Annotated in this window: 14 protein-coding genes and 1 pseudogene; 6 read left to right on the top strand and 9 right to left on the bottom strand. The window is 39.5% G+C overall.

The genetic code is table 11. The features are described 5' to 3' along the window. Nucleotides 1-2: 2 nt before the first annotated feature. The 6 genes and pseudogenes from PSM_RS18420 to dinG all read right to left on the bottom strand — a co-directional run bounded on the left by PSM_RS18420 (nucleotide 3) and on the right by dinG (nucleotide 4,821). Nucleotides 3-155: a YbaM family protein gene (locus PSM_RS18420; RefSeq protein ID WP_008467474.1), complete on the bottom strand. Its 153-nt coding sequence runs from the start codon at nucleotides 153-155 to the stop codon at nucleotides 3-5. Continuing rightward, nucleotides 148-420: a late competence development ComFB family protein gene (locus PSM_RS09975; RefSeq protein ID WP_013465384.1), complete on the bottom strand. Its 273-nt coding sequence runs from the start codon at nucleotides 418-420 to the stop codon at nucleotides 148-150. Before PSM_RS09975 ends, PSM_RS18420 begins: the two co-directional genes overlap by 8 nt. A gap of 50 nt (nucleotides 421-470) precedes the next feature. Then, nucleotides 471-1,360 (bottom strand): annotated as a pseudogene (locus PSM_RS09970) (histone deacetylase family protein). Beyond that, complete coding sequence (locus tag PSM_RS09965; RefSeq protein WP_008467469.1) at nucleotides 1,360-1,968, bottom strand: primosomal replication protein; 609 nt, start codon at nucleotides 1,966-1,968, stop codon at nucleotides 1,360-1,362. Before PSM_RS09965 ends, PSM_RS09970 begins: the two are co-directional and overlap by 1 nt. Nucleotide 1,969: 1 nt before the next feature. Next, a complete protein-coding gene (locus PSM_RS09960; RefSeq protein ID WP_013465382.1) occupies nucleotides 1,970-2,746 on the bottom strand; it encodes a TSUP family transporter in 777 nt (258 codons plus the stop codon). Next, nucleotides 2,746-4,821 carry an ATP-dependent DNA helicase DinG gene (dinG, locus tag PSM_RS09955; protein WP_013465381.1) on the bottom strand — a complete coding sequence of 692 codons (2,076 nt, stop codon included), beginning with the start codon at nucleotides 4,819-4,821 and terminating at the stop codon, nucleotides 2,746-2,748. Before dinG ends, PSM_RS09960 begins: the two co-directional genes overlap by 1 nt. Before the next feature lie 60 nt (nucleotides 4,822-4,881). On the opposite strand from dinG, the gene PSM_RS09950 reads away from it, so the two are divergent. From PSM_RS09950 to PSM_RS09940, 3 genes are all read left to right on the top strand, one after another. Next, the gene (locus PSM_RS09950; protein WP_013465380.1) at nucleotides 4,882-7,227 is read left to right on the top strand and encodes a DNA polymerase II; all 2,346 of its coding nucleotides are present in this window, start codon (nucleotides 4,882-4,884) and stop codon (nucleotides 7,225-7,227) included. A 416-nt stretch (nucleotides 7,228-7,643) separates the two neighbouring features. Then, the gene (locus PSM_RS09945; RefSeq protein ID WP_013465378.1) at nucleotides 7,644-10,421 is read left to right on the top strand and encodes a TonB-dependent receptor plug domain-containing protein; all 2,778 of its coding nucleotides are present in this window, start codon (nucleotides 7,644-7,646) and stop codon (nucleotides 10,419-10,421) included. A gap of 66 nt (nucleotides 10,422-10,487) precedes the next feature. Then, nucleotides 10,488-11,183: a 2OG-Fe(II) oxygenase gene (locus PSM_RS09940; RefSeq protein ID WP_013465377.1), complete on the top strand. Its 696-nt coding sequence runs from the start codon at nucleotides 10,488-10,490 to the stop codon at nucleotides 11,181-11,183. 244 nt (nucleotides 11,184-11,427) lie between these two features. Here PSM_RS09940 and istB read toward each other — a convergent pair whose 3' ends face one another. Together istB and istA are read right to left on the bottom strand one after the other, a co-directional pair. Continuing rightward, nucleotides 11,428-12,180, bottom strand: a complete 753-nt coding sequence (gene istB, locus PSM_RS09935) for an IS21-like element helper ATPase IstB (protein WP_008115339.1) — start codon at nucleotides 12,178-12,180, stop codon at nucleotides 11,428-11,430. Beyond that, nucleotides 12,173-13,666 (bottom strand): IS21 family transposase, encoded by a 1,494-nt coding sequence (gene istA / locus PSM_RS09930; protein WP_013465376.1) that lies wholly within the window; start codon nucleotides 13,664-13,666, stop codon nucleotides 12,173-12,175. The genes istB and istA overlap by 8 nt, the downstream gene beginning before the upstream one ends. A 291-nt stretch (nucleotides 13,667-13,957) precedes the next feature. Here istA and PSM_RS09925 point away from each other — a divergent pair, with 291 nt between their 5' ends. Beyond that, a complete protein-coding gene (locus tag PSM_RS09925; RefSeq protein ID WP_013465375.1) occupies nucleotides 13,958-15,709 on the top strand; it encodes a DEAD/DEAH box helicase in 1,752 nt (583 codons plus the stop codon). Between the two features lie 36 nt (nucleotides 15,710-15,745). Here PSM_RS09925 and PSM_RS09920 read toward each other — a convergent pair whose 3' ends face one another. Continuing rightward, nucleotides 15,746-16,078, bottom strand: a complete 333-nt coding sequence (locus PSM_RS09920) for a ribonuclease E inhibitor RraB (RefSeq protein WP_008109396.1) — start codon at nucleotides 16,076-16,078, stop codon at nucleotides 15,746-15,748. A 230-nt stretch (nucleotides 16,079-16,308) separates the two neighbouring features. Here PSM_RS09920 and PSM_RS09915 point away from each other — a divergent pair, with 230 nt between their 5' ends. Next, entirely contained in the window at nucleotides 16,309-17,997 is a 1,689-nt protein-coding gene (locus PSM_RS09915) for an autotransporter assembly complex protein TamA (protein WP_013465374.1), read from the top strand. Beyond that, complete coding sequence (gene tamB / locus PSM_RS09910; protein ID WP_013465373.1) at nucleotides 17,997-21,683, top strand: autotransporter assembly complex protein TamB; 3,687 nt, start codon at nucleotides 17,997-17,999, stop codon at nucleotides 21,681-21,683. The genes PSM_RS09915 and tamB overlap by 1 nt, the downstream gene beginning before the upstream one ends. Nucleotides 21,684-21,838: the final 155 nt, after the last annotated feature.

Here is a 21,838-nt window from a genome sequence, read left to right as displayed (position 1 = left end):
AGCTAGTTGTTAACTAGCTTCTTTTCAAAGTCACTTTTTACGATATCGAGCGCTTTTAATACTTCTTCGGGCTCTACATCGTGTTGCTCTAATATCATAATTAAATCAACAGCCAGTTTTATGTGTGTAGGGGCGTCTTCTAGCGGTTTACTCATTAATATCTTTCTTTTTAGCAATCTGATCAATCGCAAAGTTAATGGCAAGTTCAACGCGTTGCTGCATATCTAAACGATCTGTTTGAGTTAAATAAAATGCCATATCTACATCGTATCTAATATAGCGTGGGGGTAATTGATTGAGTACGGTACAGCAAAAGTCAGCCATTACATCGTCGTTGTAACGTTCATTAAGTTTACGTTTTTCTATTTCTTCTAAAACGAGTTTTTCGTAAAAATTATGTATGTCGTCATCTAATCGCATATTCCTGCCACTCTTTTTTATTGTCTTTGTTGAGTCTATACCAAGGATTGTTATAAATCGAGAGCCGCTTTAAATAGTTGCTTATGGACACTGACTAAATTGTTGATGTTACGCTGATAACCACCACCTAAAGCGCACATCAGCGGTATGTTTCGCTGCTTACAAAAGTTAAGAACCTTAAAGTCGCGCTCATATACACCAGCTAGTGAAATATCAAATAAGCCAAGTTCGTCTTTGGTATAAATATCGGCGCCCGCATTATATAAAATAATATCGGGCTGGTGGAGGCGAACACATAACTCAAGAGCTTGCTCTAGTGTTGTTAAATACTCTGCATCTGTGGTGTTTGCAGGTAAGCCAAAGTCGTAGTTTGAGTGCTGTTTTTGCCGAGGAAAGTTTTGTTCACAGTGAATTGAACAACTAATTATCTGCTCGTGCTGTTGGGTTATTTGTGCGCTGTGCCGTCACCTTGATGCACGTCACAATCAAATATTAATACGGTGTCGGCTTGCTCCGTTGCAATAAGGTGGGCTGCAGCAATGGCTAAATCATTAAAAATACAAAAGCCACTGCCGTAATTGCTGTAAGCATGATGATAACCGCCACTTAAATTAGCCGCTAAACCACTTTCAAGTGCTGTTTCAGCGGCTTGAATACTGGCACCAACAGAGTAAAGAGTTCGCTCAACAAGTTTATAAGAGTGAGGAAATCCCATTTTCTTCACCGCTTTGTCAGTCAACGACCCGTTTAAAAAGTCAGCAATATAATCTGAGCTATGACACAATTTCAATTGCGCTGTTGTTGCTGGCGAAGGTGATATAAATTGGGTGTAGCCTAAAAATTCAACTTCATGCTTAAGCTGCTGATACTTTTTAATTGGAAATCGATGGCGGTCAGGTAATTCTAGCTGCGAGTACAGTTCGTGGTAATAAAGCTGCATTAGCGTAGCTGTTGTTTTTCTACTTGTTGAATTTTGTCTTCGGTGGCAGAAATCGCTTTTCTACAACGGCCGAGTCGTGCATGAGTGGTTAAAATTTCCTGGTTAAGCTTTTGTGCTTGCGCAGGCGATGCTTTTTCCATTTGCAATTTACGCTCTTCAATCATTAATACCAGGCGGCGTTCAAATTCATGGTTTTGTTTAAGTTCGTCATATAACTCGTGGGATGATTGCATGATTTTTTGCACCGCTTGTTTGTAAACAGGCTGTTTAGCACGAGGCTTATAATGACTTTTGTTTTCTTTCACCCAAATAGGAGTCGATTTAATAACATTAAATACCGCTTGTACTTGGCTGGCAATGCGCTCAAGTGCATAGGTGTAAGCATGACGGTGATCGCTCGGTGGTAGGCTGGCTATTTCATCTTCTATTTCTACTACGTAATCAACCAAGTTCATGCTTTTGGTGCTAAATACGGCTCTGTCAAATAAGCTTGGCTGTGCCTGCATATAACGGTTTTTAGCAAATAATTTTGCTTTATCAAATTGCTCAGCTTGTTGCTTAAGCGTAGCAACTTGTTGGCGTAGTTTGTCTAAAGCAGCAGATTGCATATTAAAAGTATGCCTCGTAAATTAGTTTTAACGCTAAAAGTATAACCATAGTATTAAATACTGGGCGAATAAATTTACTGCCAAAACGAATCGCTGAATGTGCGCCAAACCATGCACCAAGCATGATAAAGAAGCCCATTGTAATTCCCAGTAAAAAGTTAACATGGCCAAGTGCAACAAAGGTGATCAGCGAGATAAAGTTAGAAACAAAGTTCATTGAACGCGCCAAACCACAATTGAGTAACAAACTCATTTTATAAAGCATACCGTTTGAGGCAGTCCAAAAAGTTCCCGTTCCAGGCCCAGCTAAACCATCAAAAAAACCTAGGCTTAATCCTTGTAGCCACTGTTTTACTTTTATTGTGCGGGTTAATTTAGGCAGATCATCACTTTGTGTGGTACTTAAATTACCAAACAAGCTGTAGCAAGCCACTAAAATAATAATAATGGGTAAGAGCTTATTTAAAAACTCGATACTTAAATGATCAACAATAATTGTGCCTAACAAAGCACCTATGGCGGTAGCCATAATAGAAGCAAACCAAAATCGTGGGTTAAATAGTTGTTTTTTATAATAGGTGATACTGGCCGTTAACGAGCCAAAACTAGCGGCCAATTTATTAGTGCCAAGCGTTAAATGAGGAGGTAATCCTGCCGTTAACAGTGCTGGTACAGTGAGTAATCCACCGCCGCCAGCAATAGCATCAATAAAGCCAGCTAAAAGTGCAACGCCACATAAAATAGCCCAAGTTGTTGGGTCGAGTGCAAGTTCAAACATCAGTAATCTATTTGTCTTTTAAAAGGTGGTAAGGTGTCAAGCATGGCTTTGCCATATCGTTTGGTGACTAGGCGTCTATCTAAAATAGTTATTGTGCCTGCATCACTTTCTTTACGCAGCAGTCTACCACAGCTTTGTACCAATTTCTTTGCTGCGTCTGGCACAGTTATCGATAAAAACGGATTACCGCCTTTACTTTGCACAAACTCTGCTTGCGCTTCTTCGATAGGCGAGGTGGGCACCGCAAATGGAATTTTGGTAATAATCAGGTTTTCTAAATACTTCCCAGGTAAATCAAGCCCTTCAGAAAGGCTTTGGGTACCAAATAAAATACTGCCCTTGCCTTCATCAATATTTTTAGTATGTAATTTGAGTAAAGCTTCTCGTGACATTTCACCTTGTACTAATAAGTTAAATCCTTTTGTTCTAAGAAACTTACTTACATGGTCCATTTGCCAGTAAGAGGCAAACAACACTAAATTGGCTTTTTTAGTGTTTAGATACTCGGGTAGTGTTTTAGCAATATGATCGCTAAACTCTTTATCTGTTGGCTCTATACTTGAGGCCGGAATGCGTAAAGTGGCTTGTTTTGGGTAGTCAAACGGAGAGGGGACTTTAATAAATTTAACGCCTTCTTCTTTAGCAAGACCGCTTTCATAGGCAAAATGATCAAATGAACCCAAGGCGCTCAAGGTAGCTGAACATAACACGGCTCCAGCACATTCGTTCCACAGCTTATCTTTTAAATAATAACCGACTTCAATAGGACAATCGCTAAGCAGGTGATCATGATGGCTTTTATATTCAAGTCGTTTTATCCAACGCGCATGCGGCGTGCCTTCGCCTTTAGTAGCGTAACTAAACCATAATTTATTAAGTTGTTCTAACCGGTTTATGTATTGCCCACTTTCAGCCAGAATGGGGTCGGCAACATAAGGTTTAATATCACCGTCGCTTACATCTTGTGTGAGGGTGTCGTGCATTTTATTTAAACACCGTAATGCATCAAGCGTGGCTTCGCTAATATCTTTTGCCTTAGCGTGTAACGATTTAGGGATTTCACCATGTTCAAAGCGATAGGTATCGTCTTTAGAATATTCAAAATCGGCGTTGTCGAGTATATCCCGCACCACTTTTAAATCTTTGTTAGCATCGTTAACGCTATCGCATAACTTAAAGTTTTGCCCAATACCTTTTTGACCCACTAACACTTTGGCCATTTTGCCACTGAATTTAGTAAGTTTGTCGAGCCAATCTATCGTGCCTTTTATTGTGGCGGCGGCAGATGAAAAGTCGCGGGTAATATGTGCAAGGTGGTGCGCTTCATCGATTACATAAATGGTATTGTCGGGCTCGGGTAAAATTTTTCCGCCCCCTAAGTCTAAATCGGCTAACAGTAACGAATGGTTTATAACCAATACATCCATTTGCATTAACTGCTGGCGAGCCAGTTGAAAAGGACATGTTTGGTGTGCTTTCATCTGGCGTTGGCAGGCATGCTTATCACAAGCAATGAGCCCCCATACTCTATCAGGAATGGTATCGGCCCAGCTGTCTCTATCGCCTTGCCATTTTTTATTGATATAGGCATCGTAAAGTTGCTTTAAGCACTTAGTTTCCATATCGCTTAATGGCGATGTAAGGGTAGGCATAAACTCCATTTGAGTTTGGCTATCGCAGTTTAGTGCATTATGAAGTTTGTGCGCACAGATATAACGTTGGCGACCTTTGACTAAATCAAATTTAAAATCGAGTCCTGAGTGCTTTTTAAAAAACGGCAGTTCTTTAGCGATTAACTGCTCTTGCAAAGCCACAGTAGCCGTAGAAATAACCAGTTTCTTTTTTTGTGCTAATGCCAGTGGCAGGGCGCCTAGGCAGTAAGCTAATGACTTGCCGGTACCGGTGCCTGCTTCAATAACACAAATACGTTGTTTTTTATGGTATTCACCGGCTAATGTTTTGGCGATTTCAGCAACTAAATAGTTTTGACTACTGCGAGGGCGGTAATCGGTTAGGTTATTTGCAACATGCTGGTGTACTTGTCTAATTGTTTTTTTAAGTGAGCTCGATAGCATGTGATGATTAACCTAAAATATGTATATAATTACAGTGTATATATTAAGTGGGATCGAACATTGACACAAGCAATCTATCAGGGCTTTATTTTATCAAGGCAACAATACGCGGCTAAAAATGCACAAGGGATCACCTTGTGCTATTGGTTGAGCTCTGAGCAAGGCCCGATAAAAGTGACGATTGAAAATCAGCAAGCAGTGTTTTTCATCCCATTATCAGCGCAACATACTGCAAATACTTTACTCGCACAGGCAAATATAAAAGCGCAGTTTAATAAGGTTGAGTTGTGTCATTTTAGTGGCAACGAATGTGTTGCCTGTTACTTTAACGATATAAAAAGTTTATATACTGCACGCGCTCTTTTAGAGCAAGCAATGCCTATTTACGAAGCCGATGTACGCCACAGCGACCGCTTTTTAATGGAGCGCTTTATTAAAGGAGGTGTGTGGGTAACGGGTAACGCCACAACTAAAAATGGCTTTATTGAAATTAGTGACGCAAAGTTAAAAGCAAACAAAGATTACACGCCAACGCTTACGTCTGTTTCTTTGGATATAGAATGTAATGGGGACGGGGTGTTATTTAGTGTAGCACTGGTGGGAAATGGCTTAGATTGTGTATTGATGATAGGGGAGCCGCAGCAAAGTGATTCGACATTTGAAATAGACTGGTGCTATGACGAAATTAACCTGCTTACCAAGTTGCAGCAGTACATTATAAATAACGATCCTGATGTTATTATTGGTTGGAATGTTATTGATTTTGACTTTAGTTTATTGCAAGAACGCGCTGAGGCGTTAGGGCTTGCCCTTAACTTTGGCCGAGATAATCAACCTTTATATATTAATAAAGGCCATTACACCCGACTGACTCTTCCAGGGCGGTGCGTCATTGATGGCATTGATACATTAAAAAATGCGACTTACCGATTTGATAGCTTTTCATTAGCTAATGTTGCAGAGCGGGTGCTTAACGAATCTAAATTAATAAAAACCGATAACCGATTAACAGAAATTGTTCGTCAATTTAACGAAGATAAACTTTCTCTAGCCGCTTATAACCGCCAAGATTGTATTTTGGTTAATCAAATTTTCGAAAAATTAAAGCTATTTGAATTTGCCATTGTCAGAACCAAAATAACAGGGCTTGAGCTGGAGCGCATGGGTGGCTCGGTTGCCGCATTTACAAACTTATACTTACCTCTGTTACATCGCAGTGGTTATGTTGCTCCCAATTTAGGCGATCATGGGCTCTCATTTGAGAGCCCTGGTGGTTATGTGATGGAGTCGACCCCAGGGCTGTATAAAAACGTTTTGGTACTTGATTTTAAAAGCCTATACCCTTCAATTATGCGTACGTTTTGTATTGACCCGTTAGGTTTAATCGCAGGGTTAAACGCACCAGAGCATGCGGTTGAAGGGTTTAATCAGGCGTTATTCTCAAGAACGCAGCACCATCTACCCAAATTAATTGCACACCTCACCCAAACACGCCAAGAGGCAAAAGACACTAATCAACCTATGCTCTCACAAGCGATTAAAATTATTATGAATAGTTTATATGGCGTACTCGGCTCTAAGGGTTGTCGGTTTTACGACCCCCGTTTATCGAGTTCTATCACGTTACGTGGCCATGAGATAATGCAAACAACCCGTAAATGGATAGAAGCGCAAGGCTTTGAGGTGATATATGGTGATACCGACTCTACGTTTGTAAAACTTTGTGAAGATAAAAGCCCTGAGCAATGCAACGAAATTGGCTGCCAACTTGTTCATCATATTAATACGATGTGGCAAGCTGATTTAAAACAACGCTATGATTTACATAGTTATTTGGAAATTGAATTTGAAACCCATTACAGTCCGTTTTTTATGCCAACTATTAGGGGGAAAAAAACAGGCTCTAAAAAGCGATATGTAGGGCAAGTAACCAAAAATAATGAAAAAAAGTTAGTCTTTAAAGGTATGGAAACCATTCGCAGTGATTGGACTGAGTTTGCACAAGAGTTTCAAACCGAATTATTTGAGACGTTATTTACTGACAACTTCGAAATACAACAACTGCACGATATTATAAATAGCTACACTCAAAAACTTTATAATGGTGAGTTCGACCGTAAATTAGTATATAGAAAGCGGTTAGGGCAGCACCTTAACGATTACATCAAAAATATTCCTCCTCATGTTCAAGCTGTTAAAAAATATAAAGCGAATCATCCTGAGTTTGAAATAAAACGCGGGCAGGTGATTGAATATGTTTACGCAGCAACCGGCGCTGAGCTTTATACCGGTAAAAACACTCTGAACTACCCACTGTACATTCAAAGACAACTCGACCCTGTTGCGCAAATGATATTAAGCGCATTAAACACAACATCTGAATCTACACAAGCCTCGTTGTTTTAGCTTAACTATGAGCTTAAAAAGTCTTTTATAGTTAATTATTCGCCTATAAACGTCAAAGGTGAATAAAAAATTTAAAGGTAAATTAACAATTGTGGCCTTGGTTACAATTTTATCTAAAAAGAATACAAAGCGTAATTTAAATAATCATTTATTCAAACTATTAAAAATCAATTGGTTACCATGATGTTGTTTCTAATTCTCAAGTTTGTTTCTAAATCGTATCCATAAATTAATTTAAAAAACTAATAAAATACCGCCAAAAATGATAATGAAAAGTCATGCAAAGTGCTTTTAAAGTTAATTTAATGTTGACCATCTTGTGTTTGAAGTATTATCATCTGAAGCGTGATCACAAATTAATTAACAAGCTGTGATCAAAAAAATACAAAAACAAATAGTATTCTAGGGAGAATCAAATGTTAAATAACAAAGTTTCAAAAGCAGTTCGCTTAGCGATCGCTTTTGGTGCAGCTTCTACTGCTGCTTTCTCAGCAAGTTCATTTGCTGCAGAAGAAGGCGCAGAAAAAGTTGAACGTATTCAGGTTACAGGTTCACGCATCAAGCGTACTGATTTAGAAAGTGCTAGCCCGGTTTTAGTTCTTAGCCGTGATGATTTAAATGTTAGTGGTCAATTAAGCATCGGTGACATTCTTCAACAAATTCCAGCTGCGGGTGCTGCACTTAATACTGCCTTTAATAACGGTGGTACTGGCGCAACAAACATGGATTTACGTAACTTAGGCGCACAACGTCTTCTTGTATTAGTAAATGGTAAGCGCTGGGTTTCATCTTTAGGTTCTACAGTTGATTTAAACACAATCCCATCGTCAGCAATTGAACGTGTTGAAGTTGTTAAAGACGGCGCTTCTGCTATCTACGGTTCTGATGCTATTGCTGGTGTTGTAAATATCATCACTCGTAAAGATTTTGAAGGTGTTGAGGTTTCTGTATACGGTGGTGAAAACTTAAAGTACAACGATGGACGTCAGTATTCTGCAGATATCACTGTTGGTACTACTTCAGACCGCGGTGGCTTAATGTTTAATGCTAGCCATGTAACTCAACAAGAAATTTGGGCAGGTGATCGCGATATTTCTTCTATGGGTAACAGCTCTACAACTGAAAAAGGCCGTTTACGTCTTACTTCAAGTGCAATCAGCCCTGATCTTCGTGATAGCTTACTTGCTCAAGGTTACACTGAAAACAACGCTGGTAAGTCAAACGCTGGTTTTGATTTAGTTCCTAATGGTGCAGGTTCAGCTGTAGGTTTAGATTCATTCCGTGACCGAGCTGGTGATGTTTACAACTACGCGCCTGAAAACTACCTTGCAACGCCACAAGAGCGTAACAGTTTTTATGTTCAAGCTTTTTATGACTTAAGTGATGACGTTCGTTTCGTATCAGATTTCATGATGACTAACCGTAAATCTTCTCAGTTACTTGCAGCGATGCCATTAACAATTGGTGCATCTTTTGGTGCAGCCGCTAGCCGAGTAGACATCCACGAAAATAATATCTACAACCCATTTGGTGAAACACTGTATGGTGATGCTTCTCGCTCAGGTGTAGAAGGTTATATCCCATTTGCTGGTCAACGTCGTTTTGTAGAAGCGGGTAACCGTATTTACAGACAAAATGATACTACTTACCGTGCAATGGTTGGTTTAGAGGGCGGTATTGGTGATACATCTTGGGTTTGGGATGCTTCTTACATTTATGGTAAGAATAGCCAAGACGTTTTAACAACAGGTCTACTTAACCTTACTCGTGTTAACCAAGCATTAGGTGACAACTGTAATGCATCTACTTCTTGTGTACCGCTTAACCTATTTGGTGGTGCTGGCTCAATTACACAAGATATGGTTGACTTTGTAACGTTTGACAGTGTTTCTCGTGAAGGTTTAGAACTTAAAGATTACACAGTAAACTTTGCTGGTGATGCGTTTGAATTACCTGCAGGTGTTGTAGGGATGGCTGTTGGCTTTGAACGTCGTGAAGAATCAGGTTACGATACGCCTGATCCACTAACTCAAAGTGGTGAAACTTCAGGTAACCAACGTGATGCAACTTCAGGTGGTTTCCGCTTAGATGAAGCTTATGTAGAACTTTCAATTCCAGTATTTGATGGTTTAACCATTGCACCAGCAATTAGATTCTCTGACCACAGCGCATATGGTAGCAACTCTACAGCTAAAGTTGGTGTTGAATACCGTCCAATGGATGATTTACTTCTTCGTGGTACTTGGGCTGAAGGTTACCGAGCTCCTTCAATCTCTGACTTATATGCAGGTAATGCAGATGCATACCCTACATTAACAGACCCGTGTAATTCGGATGCTGATACAGGTGTTGTTCCAAGCCTACCTGGTTGTGCTGGCGTACCAAATGGTTACACGCAAGCTAATACACAGATCCGTGAAACTCGCGTTTCTTCTCCAGATTTACAACCAGAAGAATCAGAATCTAAAACGTTTGGTATTGTTTATAACCCAAGCTATGTTGATGGTTTAGAATTCACAATCGATTACTACGATATCGAAGTTGAAAACTCAATTGGTCGTTACGGTGCTAATCGTATATTGAACGAGTGTACTTCAGGAAGTAATGCATCTTCTTGTGATTACATTGACCGTGATGCTAACGGTAATATCGTTGATTTACGTAACTTCCTACAAAACTCAGGTACCTACAATGTTGAAGGTATAGATTTTTATACTGCATACAAGTTTGATACTGAGTACGGTAGCTTCAGAACATCTCTTGATTTGTCTTATGTAATGACTAACGAGTTCGATGGCGAAGATCAAGTAGGCGTACAGTATGGTGATGCTGGTTATCCTGAATATAAAGGCACATTTGCTCTAGATTGGTCTCAAGGTGACTTTGATGCGCATTGGCAAACACGTTATGTTGACCGTATGCAAAACTACTATGACATAGCTTACGGCGCAGAAAATTACCCAGGTATGGCTGATTACATTGGTTCTTACTTTGTACATGACGTATCTGTAGGTTATGCTCTTGACGCTTACAACACTAAAATTAGTGTAGGTATTGAGAACTTATTCGCGAAAGAACCTTCTCGTGAATACACTAACAATGATTTTGCAATCTCAACTAACAACTTCTCTGTTACAGAGTACGACGTTAATATGGATCGCTTTGTATATGTACGAGCTACAATTAAGTTCTAATAACTTAGAAACTTAAACTTTATTTAAAAGCCACTTTTTAGTGGCTTTTTTATTTTTGGAATATTTATGATTCAACTAAATAAAAATATTGATGTAGTTAATTTACATAGGGAATACTCTAAAAATAAGAGAATTATGGTTGATAGTGTTTTAGAGTTTGATGGTTTTTCTAAAATTACAGAAAAATTAAAACACAATATTCCTTATTTGAATGCATATTCTTTAAATGGCCAATACATTCAATCATCAGATGATGAATTAAAAAATATGTCTCCCAATAAAATGAGAGCGCTTCAGCAGACTATTTATGAAAATGCGAGTAAAGGGGTTGGCTTTTTTTATGGGCGATATGAAATAACTCAGAATGAAAAAGATGAGTTACTAAAGGATCTATTTAATTATCTTAATGGCCAAGAAGTTTTAAAATTGATTAGTGATGTTACAGGTGTAAAGGGTTTAAAAAGTGCAAGTGTGCAATTAACACGCTATGTACCAGGGAATTTTTTGACACGACATAATGATGTACTCCCTACAAAGCAAAGAGCAATCGCTTTTGTTTTTGGTTTTACACCACAGTGGCACCCAGACTGGGGTGGTTTGTTACATTTTTATGAAATGGATGGAAAGCTGACAGAGACGTTTATGCCCAAAAGTAATGTTTTATCCCTTTTTGATGTGCAATTACCACATTCTGTTTCTTATGTAACTCCATTTGCTCGTGCTGCAAGATACTCAATTACTGGCTGGTTTAACTTAAAATAATATTATTTAAGCGGTGCTAAGTTAGGTGTTGATAACTTATTCAATCGTGGCTTACCAGGAAGTACGACTGGCACAGGTGCAGGCTCAGCGATTTACGATAATATTGGTCGATTTGCCTACCTACAAGCTACTTACAAATTTTAAAGCTATTACCTATTAATATAATATTTTTATACTAATAGAGTTTCTTAGAATTGCAGATAAGTATCTAGCGTCAATTAACTTGGCCGGTTGACACCGAATTTTATTTGCTCTTATTGAGCGCTGTTTTGCGTCGGTAACTTTCACCTTCGCAATGAATAATCGTTGCGTGATGAACCAAGCGATCGATTGCCGCGACAGTCATCGTTGAATCATCAAATAGTTCATCCCATTGTTCGAATGATTTGTTTGATGTGATGATCATGCTGTGTCGCTCATAGCGATGGGCTATCAATTCAAACAGCACGCTCGTTTCCTGTTCCGTTTTTCGAACGTAACCAACGTCATCAACGATTAATAAGCTGTATTTATCGAGCTTTACAAGTTCATCTTGCAAGCGTAAATGTCGCTTTGCTTGCTGGAGTTGTTGAACAATCGCTGACGCGGCAACAAACTTAACTTTATGGCCCTGCTCGATAAGGCCATAACCGATACTACTGCCGATATGCGTTTTACCAAGACCACTGGCGCCAAATAGCAATATATTGCCACCGTGCTTCAACCAATCCGGCTGATTTATTAAATCAGCAACAAGGGGCTTACTAACCCCATCAACAAGGGTAAAGTCGAAGCTGCTAAGGTGTTTACCCACGGGCAATTTTGCATCTTTTAAAAGCCGCTGAAGGCGTTTATCATCGCGTGTCGCAAGTTCAATATGGCACAGCTCAGACAAGTATTGCTGCGGGCTCCATTGCTCTTCTATCGCTTTTTTGCCCAGGGTATTCCACTGTTGAAGCATGGTGCTAAGCTTTAATTGTTTCAGCATTAAAGGTAACGAGGCCGTGAAGTTATCCATGTAGGCCTCCCGGTATCATGCTGCTATAAGCGCTCAAGCTGTGTTGCTTTATTGTTATTGTGGGTATGTTTGATGCAATCACTAAAAATTGCGCTTCACATTCTCGGATGGCCGGTAATTGTCGCTGAGTAATTGACGCTGCTACAAATCGTCCTAATTGACGTTCACACCCACTTTGCTTCGCTAAATGGAGCAATTTCACCATGTAATAGCTCGCTTCATCCGCTAAAAGGTGGGCATTAACGTATTCCCAAATAGCTTTGTAATTGTCGCTTGGAAGTAAGTCGTCACGTAGTTGTGAGTAGCGAAATGCCAATGGTTTTTTAACCAGTGCGTCAATAACATGCAAGTAACTAATATTACGTGCACGGCACCCTTTAGAGGCATAGACACGCGCTAACGTTTGAACTAAATCGCTGCCATAGCGCAGCTCTAAACGGTTGTCATATAAACGAACAAGTAATCGGCTACCAACAAGGCGTGACGGGACGCTATAGGTAACACGTTTCAATGAAATAGTACTCGTACGTGACACCGTTAGATAATGCTCGGTGTAATTGACGCTCATCGTCCGTGGTAAAGCATGTAATTGTCGCTGCTCTACTGCGTATTTATCACTTACACGGCGATTACGGCGAGCTACAATGTCGGCAACAAACGATTCATAGACTTCTCTTGTCTGAAAGTCATAACTACCACGGATTTTTAATGCTTGCTCCAGTTGCGATTTAAGATGCCCATGAGGGCTCTCAATAGCCCCATTTTCATGCGCAATACCGCGGTTATTGCGGGTCGCTTTAAAGCCATAATGGGTGACTAATTCATTAAAGCGCTCTGTAAAATCGTTATCATTAGTGTGATTACGATACGCAGCACTCAGACTGTCTGTACGCACTTCTTTAGGCACACCGCCGGCTGCTTTAAATGCGTTTTGCACGCCATCAGAAAAAGCAGCAAAGCTTTCACCGCCGTAAATCACTTGGGCGTAAGCCCAGCCACTGGCGGGCATACGATAATGAAACAACATATGCTTTAGGGGTTCACTAGCAATGGTAACGGGTGACTTCACATGTGTAAAATCACACATACCTAATAGGCCATACTCGTGTGTTTGCAGGAATACGACCTCTTTACTTGAGCCATACAGTGCCCGCCATTTATGAATTCGACGCTCTAATGTACGCCGTGAGCTAGGGTTAAATTTGTCGGTGTGAAACTCGCAAAGGTGATCAAAAATTCCCACTGGAGTTAACGTTGCATCACCTTGAAGTAGAGGGACAACAATACTGTCCCAGATAGACTCAAGTGGATCTATACGCGTTCGCCATTGGCGTTTATTAGACAATGGCTGCTCATCCAGTTTATCAATGCGCCTTGCTGAACGTTCTGAAATACCTGCTTTCGCAGCCGCGATAACTTGGCTATTACGCTTTCTATGTTTCATATAAATAGTGACCTGCTGATCAGTGATTCGTGTTCCCGGCACAGTGAACTCCTCCGTTCTGCTGTACCGAACCTTATCAGATCAACCGGCCAAGATAATTGTCGCTAGACCGGCCACCGTAATTGTCGCTTAATAAGATAAGTTAAGTATGTAATTAAATACCCTTAATCATTTTGATTAAGGGTATTTTTTTATATTTATACATAATATAGTTCTCTAAATTTATAAACAGTTTGAATATTAGTTTATGAATATAAATTATTTAAACAAATGTGAAATAAAGCTGTCTTCCTAAAACATAACCATTAATTAGATTAAGAATTCTTACCTTTGATGACCTACACCCTTAGACCCTACCAGAGCGAGGCGGTTGAACGCACCGTTTTACACTTTAGAAAAACCAATGATCCTGCTGTCATTGTGCTGCCTACAGGTGCGGGTAAAAGTTTAGTGATTGCTGAACTTGCGCGTATCGCTAAACAAAAAATATTGGTGTTGGCGCACGTAAAAGAATTAGTTGAGCAAAATGCTCAAAAGTATAAAAGCTTTGGTCTTGAGGCAAGTATATTTTCAGCCGGATTAAAAGAGAAGTCGTTAACCCATCAGGTCACTTTTGCGAGTGTGCAGTCGTTATCGCGTAATTTAGACAAACTTAATGAGCACTACTCACTACTTATTATTGATGAGTGCCACAGAGTGAATGGCGAAAAGAAAAGCCAATACGGTAAGGTTATTAATGCACTTAAATCTCACAACCCTGAATTAAAAGTATTAGGTTTAACCGCGACGCCTTACCGACTAGGGTTAGGCTGGATTTATCAGCATCATTACCATGGGTTTGTAAGAGGCAATAAAGAGAGTCCATTCAAACACTGTATTTTTGAATTACCTTTGCGCTATATGATCAAGCATAACTATTTAACTCCCCCTAAAGAGGTTGATGCTGCGATTAGCCATTATGACTTTTCATCTTTAACTAGCAATGCATTTGGGCAATATAGCAATGAGGATATGAATGCGCTGTTAAAAAAATCGACCCGTGCAACTCAAACAATTTTACAACAGGTTATACAATACAGTGAAAATCGTTACGGCGTGATGATTTTTGCAGCTACGGTTATGCATGCACAAGAGATAATGACTTATCTACCAGAGGATCACAGTGCGCTGATCACGGGGGATACGCCAAATAGCGAACGCGATAAAATAATAAAGCAGTTTAAAGCTAAACAGTTAAAATATTTAGTAAATATATCAGTACTGACGACGGGTTTTGATGCCCCTCATGTTGATTTTATTGCTATTTTACGGCCCACAGAGTCGGTAAGTTTATACCAGCAAATTGTCGGTAGAGGCTTGAGGTTGGCTGAGGGTAAAGATGATTGTTTAGTGATTGACTATGCGGGCAATGGCTTTGATTTATTCTACCCAGAGGTGGGAGATAAAAAAGGCGATAGCGATAATGAACCCGTGCAAGTACTGTGTCCTGGGTGTGGCTTTGCCAATATATTTTGGGGAAAAACAGATGCTGATGGCAAAGTAATCGAGCACTTCGGCAGGCGTTGTAAAGGTTTGCTAGAAGATGATAACGGTTTAAGCGATCAATGCGATTATCGTTTTCGTTTTAAAGAGTGTGAGCAGTGCGGCGCACAAAATGATATTGCTGCTCGAAAATGCCATGATTGTGATGCTGTGATGGCCGACCCTGATGATAAGTTGCGCAATGCGTTAAACCTTAAAGATGCATTAGTCCTACGTTGTAGCGGCTTGAGTGTGGTAAAACTTAAAGAGCAATTGTTAAAAATTACTTATTTTGATGAAGACGGAGCCAGTTGTGATGAAATTTTTGATTTATCAAACAAAGGTGTTCGGTATTACTTTAATCAGCAGTTTGGTAAGCGTATAAGTCAGGGCCAATCCCCGATTGAATTTGTCAGTGCAGAGCAAGTTATAAAAGCGCAGTTTGATTTAATACCACCGGATTTTGTGATTGCGCGAAAAAGTAAAAAATATGGCTGGAAAGTAGCAGATAAACTTTTTGATTATAAAGGCAGCTTCAGAAAAGCAAACCAGCTAAGTCGATAGACTAAGCTGGATATCATTCATCATTTAAATTAGGGATTATGCCTCTTCTGCGTCTAATCCCCAACCATCACCATAGCCATTAAAGCTGTTCGCTATGCTTTCAATGTATTGTTCTGCTTGGCCTAACAGAGCATGTTCAGGCACCATTTGTACATGGGCAATTACTTCCCAAACGCCGGTATCTTTGCATTTTTCAACATCAGCAGTTTGCACTAATGCATCGTTTACAATCTCAGTTGCAAATTTTTCGGCATCAACCTGTTGTTCAAATAAAATGTAAAAATCAATTTGTTGCATTTTACTTAAATCTACACCAGCGGCGGAAATTTCAGCAAGTAGCTGGCCATTGTCATCATCAGGGAATTGCATTAAAAAACTCATTAATTTTATTTTGTACTCGTTATAGCTATTGTAACCAAAATAAACCGTTAACGCGTACTAAATTTTGACTGCATCTTTGAGTGTTAATTGCGATTAAGTTAATGTTAGGCTCATTGTGGCTATGGTAGTATATCTCTGTCTAGCGGTTTATTTTATGGATACCACAGTAAGGATATTTACTTGTTCAATCAGCTTTTAAAGTTTTTTGTTTTTTTTGCTTGTTAGTAAGCCTGTCTTCTATTGCTTCTGAAAATATAATTGAAGATTATGAAATTAAAGGGATCAGTGGCGACTTAGAAAATAACGTTGCACTTTATTTAAAACAACTTGTTGGTGAAAAACCAACCCGTACACTTCGTCGGTATGCAAAAACGCAAGTTGAGAACAGTATCAAAGCCTTAGGTTATTACAGTCCAGTAGTAAATATTGATTTTGATAAAGACGAGCGCGAACTTGTTGTAAATATAGAGCGAGGCCCAGCCACACGTATTGAGTCACTTAATATAACTATTAATGGTGAAGCAAAACAGGATCCGTTCGTTCAAAAAACGATTGAAGATCTTAATTTAAAACAAGGTGATATTTTAAATCATGGGGTTTATAGCAGCGCGCATAAAAAAATAGAGTCAGTGTTGCTAGAGTATGGATATTTCGATGCAAAATGGCCTGTTAGAAAATTTGAAGTATCACTAAAAAAACACAGCGCAACCATTACTTTTACTATTGATAGCGGAGTTCGTTATCAATTTGGTGATATTTTAATTGCCAGAAATACTCCAGCCGAAAAATATATCCGCTCTTTGGCGCCATTTAAAATGGGTCAGTCGTACAAAGCATCCTATATTGCCGATTATAATCTTGATTTATCAAGTACCCCTTATTTTAAGAGCGTGCGTGTTTACGCCGATATTACAGCGAGAAAAAACAAGCAAGTTCCTATAAAAGTAGATGTGTTACATAAACCAGAAAATAGTTATGAAATTGGTGGTGGCTTTAGTACAGATTTAGGGCCGAAAGTACGTTTTAAATGGAGTAAACCATGGATCACCGATAACGGGCACTATCTTGAAAGCAATTTAAATGTTTCTCAAAAACAGCAAGATATTTCCATGGCTTACACCGTGCCGGTGAATGATCCGAACGATGATTTATGGCGCTTTTCTGTCGGTTATAAGTTGGAAGATGAATTAACCAATCAAACTTACAGTGAAATACTAACAGGTCAGTTACAGCGCCAATGGTTAACTGAGCATAAATGGGTACGAACGGCTTTTTTAAGGCGTGAGCAAGAAACCTACCGCATAGGGGATGACGAAGAAAAAACAACTGAAATGTTAATGCCTGGGATCAGTTATGCGCGTAAACAATCAAAGGGTGGCACCACACCTTATTGGGGGGAGCAGTGGTCTATTTCAGCTGAGTTTGGACTCGATAGCGTACTCTCAAGTACCAATTTGGTTAGAGTTCAATTACAGCATGCTTGGTTACGTACTTACCTTGACCGCCATCTGCTCTTTTTAAAAGCAAACGTGGGCGCAATGATTGTTAATGATATAAATAACGTGCCATTTTCTTTGCGATTTTATGCCGGTGGCGATCAAAGTGTCAGGGGTTTTGCTTATCAGTCGATTTCTCCGCAAAACGAGCAGGGTGAGCGTATTGGTGGTAAATATTTATTAGCGAGTACCGTTGAATACAACTACCAATTTGCTAAAAATTGGCGAGCTGCGCTGTTTGTTGATGGGGGGACCGCAACCAATGATTTTTCTGAGCAATTTGAAGTTGGTGCAGGGTTTGGTTTTCGTTATTTAACGCCTATAGGGCCAATAAGAGTTGATCACGCGTGGGGGCTCACTAAAGAAAGTAAAAGTACCCGTTTAAGTATTACCATAGGGCCTGAAATTTAATGTCAGTATTTAAAAAAGTAACGGCGATAATTAGCGCCGTTTTAGCAACGCTGTTAGTTACACTGTTTTGCGTTTTGTTTACCGCCCCTGGTAATCAATTGCTTGCTTATACAGCGAATAAATTGGTTGATGGATTAACCATTGAAATAAAAAATGGCCGATTTTTATACAATGATGCGTTTAACTTACAGTTCGACCAAAATGGCGTAAGCGTTAATGCACAGCAACTAAAGATAGATTTATTTTGGTGGCAATGTGATGGTATTTGTATTGATAATTTAAGCGCTAAGTCGATTAAATTAACCTTGCCAAAAAGCGCTGAGAATAAAGATGAGACGCCAACCGAAGCATTAGAAAAAATAACCTTACCCTTTAATATTGCATTAAAAAATCTAGCTATTGATGAATTTATTTTAAATCATTCAAGTGCAAATGTAACACTTAACACTCTGCAATTGTCGGCAAAGGCTGAAGGGTCTGATGTTACAATTAAACGCTTGACCATTCCTCGTATTAATGTGGTATTAAAAGAGCAAACCGCAGCTCAACAAGCAGCGGCTAATCAACAAACAACAACGGCTATTAATGAATTGCCAGCTTTACCCAATATCGATTTTATCTCACCACTTAACATCAATGTTGAGCAGTTCAATATCACCAACGTGACAATAAATCAGGGCGAGCAACACTATTCAATTAATGATATTGCTCTGCAAATGAGCGTAGAAGATGCCACTATTAAGGTACAGTCACTATCGGCAGGTTATCAGCAGTGGCAGTTAAAAACTCAGCTTGATGCAACACTTGAAGGGGCAATGCCAATTAACGGCAACATTAGCTTAAAAGGGAATGAACATGGAGCTACTCTTGATATAAATGGTGATCTAGCCAAGCTTAACATTGCGCTTGATACCACAGGATTATTTCCTTTAAATTTGAGAGCAACAGCCAATCTCAAACAGAAAAATTATCCCTTTAGTGTTAATGGCAAAATTAATCAATGGCTTATTAATACACAAAGTAATGAGCTAAAGGTTAAAAACATCAATTTAAGTGCCCAAGGTAATGCTAACGACTATCAATTAAGTTTAACGGGTAATACTCAGCTAGATGCTTATCCAAGTGTAGATTTAAATGCTCAGCTAAAAGGCACACTAAACAAGGCAACGCTTGAAACGCTTGCTTTAAAAGCTAACGATAGCGCTGCGAATATTAAAGCACAGCTTGATTGGCAACAGGGAATTAAAGCGGACTTTACCGGCGTTTTATCAAATTTAAAAGCGCAATACTTAACCGATGCCCTAACCAGTGATGTTTCAGGGACGTTTAAAGGCGTATTTAACGCCCAAGCCGATACCTGGCAGCTAAGAATGAACAACACTAAGCTAGCCGGCTTACTGAACAACGTGCCCTTAGAGTTTGCTGCAAACTTTAAGTTAGATAATCAACTAAAAGCGGATATCGATAGTTTTTATTTAAGTAGTGGTACTAACAAGTTAACTTTGAATGGACAGGTAGATGATACATGGCAAGTTGACGGTGATATTACGCTTAATAGTGATGAGCAGGCTAATCTGCCTTTTATTGCTAACGGTAAAGCGGACTTAAAAGTACGCGGCAACAGATTAACCCCTTCGGTTGACTTAGTTGTTATGCTAGAGCGCTTTATTTTTAATGAGATAAACATTAATAAACTCGCTATAAAATCTCAATTAGATACGGCCGCTGATTGGCAAACTGATCTCAGTGTTAATGTTGCATCTGCACTGGTCGCTGGGCAGCAAATTAATAATATAGACATAGCTGCCAGTGGTGATAAAACAGATCATCAACTTAGCGCGTCGATTGATGCCGAAAAAGGCGCGGTGGAACTTGAGCTTAATGGCAAAATGAAAAATGCCATTTGGAATGGTGAGCTAAGTGACATAACCCTTAGTGATAAAAAGCTGAGTTTTAATAATACTAAAAAAATATCCGTTATGGTGAATACACAAAACGGGGATTTTGATGTGAGCGCTCATTGTTGGCAATCAGCTCAAAGTAAGTTGTGTATAGATACCTTGTCACAAACAAAAGCGCTAGGGCAGTTTAATGCAAAGCTTGCTAACCTCTCACTTGCAGAGCTTAAGCACTTATTACCAGATAATATTCGCACACGCGGAGACTTAACAGGTGATTTTGCTGCTAATTGGCAGTCAGGTGCACTTAAAACGCTCAGAGCGAATGTAAATTCTAATGGGTTAAATGCAGTGCTAACCTCAGAAGAGGATCAATTTAAACTCCCAATAGAAACACTCAATATTAGTGCTTTTTCAGATTCGCAGGTTGGTAAAATTGAAGCTAACTTGGCATCCAGTGTGCTAGGTAAAATAGCTACCGAGATAAATATTGACGACATTCAAAATACACAAACACTCTCTGGTAACGTTAATATAGATAAAATTTTACTCTCAGACATTCAGCCATTTTTAGATACGCTTGAGCAACTTAAAGGGGCAATCAGTGGGCAGGTTGCATTAGCAGGAACGCTCAAAGATCCTCAGTTAGATGGTGAGCTTAATATTGCAGACATTAATTTAGAGGGAGAGCAATTACCTGTTGCACTTAAAGACTCTAATATACATATTTTATTTAATAAAACCACAGCAACAATTAAAGGCAACTTAAGTGATCCTCAAGGCGGGCAAGTTAAACTTACCGGTGATGTTGATTGGCAAGGCGAGCAACCCGCGGTTAATGTTGCAGTTATTGGCAATGAGTTTTTTGTTAGAGCGCAACAGGGTGTGATATTTAAAGTATCACCCGATCTAAAAATCGGCATAGCAGATAACGCGCTTAACCTTGTTGGTGAAGTGGTTGTGCCTTATGGACGTATAGAAATTGAAGAGCTGCCCGAGGGCGCAGTGCAAGTAAGCGATGATGAAATAATTATTGATCAAAAAACACAAGCGGCTAAAAAAGTCCCTTTTGATTACGATATAGACTTAAAAGTAACAGTAAAAAATGATGTAAAAGTTGAATCGTTTGGGCTCAAGTCTAAAGTAACTGGTGATTTAGCGCTTAAAATGAGCCAAGGTACGCCAATTATTGCCACCGGAGAGCTTAATTTAATAGAAGGGACGTATTTAGCCTTCGGGCAAGACTTGATAATTAGAACAGGGCAAGTAGGTTTTAGTGGCGCAATCGACAAACCGTATCTCAACATTAAAGCGATTCGTAACCCAGATAATACCGCTGATGGTGTGATTGCCGGGGTGACTTTAACCGGCAGTGTTGAGCAACCTACGTTAAAAGTATTTTCTGAGCCTGCGATGGATCAAGCCCAAGCCTTAGCCTATTTACTCAATGGGCAACCATTAGGAGAGGGCGACAGCTCTACAGATGCTATGTTAACTCAGTTATTACTTTCTCAAGGTGTGAGTCGCAGTGAGGGAGTGGTTTCTAAGGTGGGTGAAACCTTTGGTTTATCTGATGTAAGCTTAAGCTCTAAAGGCAGTGGTGAGCAAACAAAAGTAGAGATATCAGGTTATATAGCCCCAAGCTTACAGGTTAAGTACAGTGTCGGGGTATTCGACTCACTCAGTGAAGTGGCTGTGCGCTACCAGTTACTCTCTAAACTATACATAGAAATAACCAGTGGCTTATACCAAAACGTAGACATACTGTATAAGTTTGATTGGGACTAGGGTCTGTTGACCTTTGCGGATTAAAATTTGTTCAAACTAGGGGCAGTTTAATCGCGGCGCGAGGTTTGTAACCTAGTGGGCTAAGTAAAAACCGAGTAACAAAGAGTAAATTGCCCCTAGGCAGAACCCGAAGGGCAGCGCCTGTTTGGCATTGA

Origin of the sequence: Pseudoalteromonas sp. SM9913 (assembly GCF_000184065.1) — a bacterium.
GTDB lineage: Bacteria > Pseudomonadota > Gammaproteobacteria > Enterobacterales > Alteromonadaceae > Pseudoalteromonas > Pseudoalteromonas tetraodonis.
Note: the sequence above shows the minus strand (reverse complement) of the source record. Positions and strands in the feature narration are given on the sequence as shown.

Excerpts from the sequence above, each read along its gene's own strand:
- PSM_RS09925 (WP_013465375.1), top strand. The coding sequence starts at position 13,958 with ATGACCTACACCCTTAGACCCTACCAGAGCGAGGCGGTTGAACGCACC.
- PSM_RS09945 (WP_013465378.1), top strand. The coding sequence starts at position 7,644 with ATGTTAAATAACAAAGTTTCAAAAGCAGTTCGCTTAGCGATCGCTTTT.
- dinG (WP_013465381.1), bottom strand. The coding sequence starts at position 4,821 with ATGCTATCGAGCTCACTTAAAAAAACAATTAGACAAGTACACCAGCAT.
- PSM_RS18420 (WP_008467474.1), bottom strand. The coding sequence starts at position 155 with ATGAGTAAACCGCTAGAAGACGCCCCTACACACATAAAACTGGCTGTT.
- tamB (WP_013465373.1), top strand. The coding sequence starts at position 17,997 with ATGTCAGTATTTAAAAAAGTAACGGCGATAATTAGCGCCGTTTTAGCA.
- PSM_RS09960 (WP_013465382.1), bottom strand. The coding sequence starts at position 2,746 with ATGTTTGAACTTGCACTCGACCCAACAACTTGGGCTATTTTATGTGGC.
- PSM_RS09975 (WP_013465384.1), bottom strand. The coding sequence starts at position 420 with ATGCGATTAGATGACGACATACATAATTTTTACGAAAAACTCGTTTTA.
- PSM_RS09940 (WP_013465377.1), top strand. The coding sequence starts at position 10,488 with ATGATTCAACTAAATAAAAATATTGATGTAGTTAATTTACATAGGGAA.
- PSM_RS09965 (WP_008467469.1), bottom strand. The coding sequence starts at position 1,968 with ATGCAATCTGCTGCTTTAGACAAACTACGCCAACAAGTTGCTACGCTT.
- istB (WP_008115339.1), bottom strand. The coding sequence starts at position 12,180 with ATGGATAACTTCACGGCCTCGTTACCTTTAATGCTGAAACAATTAAAG.
- PSM_RS09920 (WP_008109396.1), bottom strand. The coding sequence starts at position 16,078 with ATGCAATTCCCTGATGATGACAATGGCCAGCTACTTGCTGAAATTTCC.